The organism is Luteibacter sp. P4_E6 (assembly GCF_056401535.1).
The window spans coordinates 1-3,202 of sequence record NZ_JBFUJE010000456.1; the positions used below are offsets into that span (position 1 = coordinate 1).

The 3,202-nt window shown below is 64.8% G+C and carries 4 protein-coding genes; 3 read left to right on the top strand and 1 reads right to left on the bottom strand.

Annotated features, from left to right (window positions below):
- A partial coding sequence (locus AC1DT2_RS19085) for an iron-sulfur cluster assembly protein (protein WP_477298042.1) occupies positions 1 to 196 on the bottom strand: 196 nt, incomplete at its 3' end.
- Between the two features lie 131 nt (positions 197 to 327).
- Between AC1DT2_RS19085 and AC1DT2_RS19090 the strand changes: the two genes are divergently transcribed.
- The 3 genes from AC1DT2_RS19090 to AC1DT2_RS19100 form a co-directional block, all read left to right on the top strand.
- Positions 328 to 780: a DUF2147 domain-containing protein gene (locus AC1DT2_RS19090; RefSeq protein ID WP_477298043.1), complete on the top strand. Its 453-nt coding sequence runs from the start codon at positions 328 to 330 to the stop codon at positions 778 to 780.
- Between the two features lie 169 nt (positions 781 to 949).
- The gene (gene metG / locus AC1DT2_RS19095) at positions 950 to 3,058 is read left to right on the top strand and encodes a methionine--tRNA ligase (RefSeq protein WP_477298045.1); all 2,109 of its coding nucleotides are present in this window, start codon (positions 950 to 952) and stop codon (positions 3,056 to 3,058) included.
- A 25-nt stretch (positions 3,059 to 3,083) separates the two neighbouring features.
- The coding region (locus tag AC1DT2_RS19100) for a (Fe-S)-binding protein (protein WP_477298047.1) at positions 3,084 to 3,202 on the top strand (119 nt) is incomplete at its 3' end.

Genomic DNA, 3,202 nt, shown 5'->3' on the forward strand with positions numbered 1-3,202 from the left:
TCTCCACGTAGCCCACGGCCGGGTAGCCAAGCTGGATATCGACCGACACGCGGCTACCGTCCACGCCCACGGCGCGAACCGCGGCGCTGAGCGCCTGACCGGAATGAGGGTCGATGACGCGATCGAGCAGACCGCGTACGAGGGTTTCGGTGGGCTGGGTCATGAGGAGTTTTGAGCAAAATCGAAGATCGCCCATTATGCCAGTGCGTGCCCGCTCCCGCCGGGCTTGCCCGTCAGGGCCGCCCTCTGGCGCGTTGCAGCTTGACGCCCGCAACGCGCCTCGTCAGGCTCCGGCCATACCTGACCGTATGGGGAGCCCCGCAACACATGAAGCCGCTGATCCGCGCCACCTTTGCCCTCGCCTTCGCCGCGAGCGCCCTCCCCGCCCTGGCCGCCACCGACACGCCGGTCGGCAAGTGGAAGACCATCGACGACGACACCCACCAGGTGAAGTCCATCGTGGAGATCACCGATAACGGCGGCCTGCTCCAGGGCAAGGTGCTCCAGGTACTCAAGCCCGACGACCCGAACGACATCCATCCGGTCTGCAAGAAGTGCGACGGCGAGCGCAAAGACAAGCCGATCGAAGGCATGACCATCATGTGGGGCCTGAAGAAGGACGGCGACGAATGGTCCGGCGGCCAGATCCTCGACCCGGCCAAGGGCAAGATCTACAAGGTCACGGTGAAGCTGGTCGACGGCGGCAAGAAGCTCGACGTCCACGGCTACATCGGCTTCTCGCTGATCGGCCGCAGCCAGGAATGGGTCCGGGCCGACTAAAGCAGGGCTTTTTGTGGGAGCCGATTTATCGGCGATTGGCGTCGCGGCTAAACCGCTCCGTTGGCTTTTCGCCGCTGAAGCGRCTCCCACATGTCCGTTTCGCCGCTGGAGCGGCTCCTACATTTCCTACATGCCATAATCCCCGGTCCATCARCCGACCGCGCGAATCATGGCCCGCCGCATACTCGTAACGAACGCCCTACCCTACGCCAACGGCCCGCTGCACCTGGGCCACATGCTCGGCTATATCCAGGCCGACATCTGGGCGCGTGCGCATCGCATGCAGGGCAACGAGGTGTGGTACGTCGCCGGTGAAGACGCCCACGGCACGCCGATCATGCTCGCGGCCGAGAAGGTCGGTAAGACGCCGGAGGACTACATCGCGGACATCCGCGCGGGTCACGAAGCGGACTTCACCGACTTCCACTTCAGCTACGACCAGTACCACACGACGCACTCGCCCGAGAATCGCGAACTCGCGACCTCGATCTACACGCGCCTGCGCGACGCCGGTTACATCGTCCGTCGCGACATCCAGCAGTTGTACGATCCCGAGCGCGACATGTTCCTGCCGGACCGCTACATCAAGGGCACCTGCCCGAACTGCGGCACGCCCGACCAGTACGGCGACAACTGCGAGAACTGCGGCGCCACGTATGCGCCCACCGACCTGATCAACCCTTATTCGGTGATGTCCGGCGCGACGCCGATCCTGCGCGACTCGGAGCACTACTTCTTCGAACTGGGCAAGTTCGAGCAGCTGCTGCGCGACTGGTTCGCGGGCAAGCTCACCGGTGGAAAGCCGGTCGCCAACAGCGGTGTCACCGCGAAGCTTGCCGAGTGGCTCGACGGCGGCCTGCGCGATTGGGACATCTCCCGCGATGCGCCCTACTTCGGCTTCCCGATTCCCGACGCGCCCGGCAAGTTCTTCTATGTCTGGCTCGACGCGCCGGTGGGTTATCTGGCTTCCTTCAAGGCGCTCTGCGACCGCACCGACCTGCGCTTCGACGACTTCCTCGGTCCGGACAGCACGGCCGAGATGCACCACTTCGTCGGCAAGGACATCATCAACTTCCATGGCCTGTTCTGGCCGGCGATGTTGCATGGCGCGAAGATGCGCGTGCCGACGGCACTACACGTCAATGGCTACCTGACAGTGAACGGCGCGAAGATGTCGAAGTCGCGCGGCACCTTCATCCAGGCACGCACATACCTAGCGTCAGGCCTGGATCCGGAAGCGTTGCGCTATTACTTCGCGACGATGCTCAGCGCCACGCCGGTCGATGTCGATCTCGACCTGAAGTCGTTCGAAGATCGCGTCAACTCGCACCTCGTCGGCAAGTGGGCGAACATCGCCAGCCGCACCGCCGGGTTCCTGCATACGCATTTCGCCGGCAAGCTGGCCGATCGTTTCGACGACGAAGCCCAGGCCATCTGGCTCGACCTGCTCGCTCAGTACGACGGCATCGAGACGGTTTACGACGCGGATGATTTCGCCGAAGTCTCGCGTCGCTTCGTCGCCATGTCCGATGCCGTGAACGGCTATATCGCCGCCAAGGCCCCCTGGGTCATTGCACGGGACGAGGCGCGCCGCGACGAACTGCAGCAGGTCTGCTCGTTCGCGATCAACGCCTTCCGCTTGCTGTCCGGCATGCTCAAGCCGATCCTGCCGACGACCGTCGCCGCTGCCGAGGCTTTCCTGGGCGCACCCGTCGACAGTTTCGCCGACGCCCGCCGTGAACTGCATGGCCACACCGTCAACGCCTTCACACCGCTGTTCGGCCGCCTTGATCCGAAGAAGATCGAAGCGATGGTCGATGCATCGAAGGAATCGCTGACGCCCGCCGAGCAGGCCAAGGCGAATGCGCCCGCCGCCAAGAAACCGTTCAAGTCCAAAGAAGCCACCCAGCCCATGACCGACACCGCCCCCGCCGCCGAGACGGCCGCCACCATTTCCATTGACGACTTCGCCAAGCTCGACCTGCGCATCGGCAAGGTGCTGGCCTGCGAATTCGTCGACGGCTCCGACAAGCTGCTGCGCTTCGAACTCGATGCTGGCCCGCTGGGCAAGCGCCAGATCTTCTCGGGTATCCGCGCCGCCTATGGCGAGCCCGAAAAGCTGGTCGGTCGCAACGTCGTGTTCATCGCCAACCTCGCGCCGCGCAAGATGCGCTTCGGCCTGTCCGAAGGGATGATCCTCTCGGCGGGCGATGGTGGCGCAGACCTGTTCCTGCTCGACGCCGACCAGGGCGCGGCGCCGGGCGCCACCGTTCGCTGATCCACCCTTCGGCAACGCGCCAGCCATGACGCCAACGCTCGCCGACCGGATCGACGCACTGCTCCCGCAGACCCAATGCGAGCWGTGCGGCTTCCATGGCTGCCTTCCCTACGCTGACGCCATCGCCGCGGGCGAGGCCGGCAT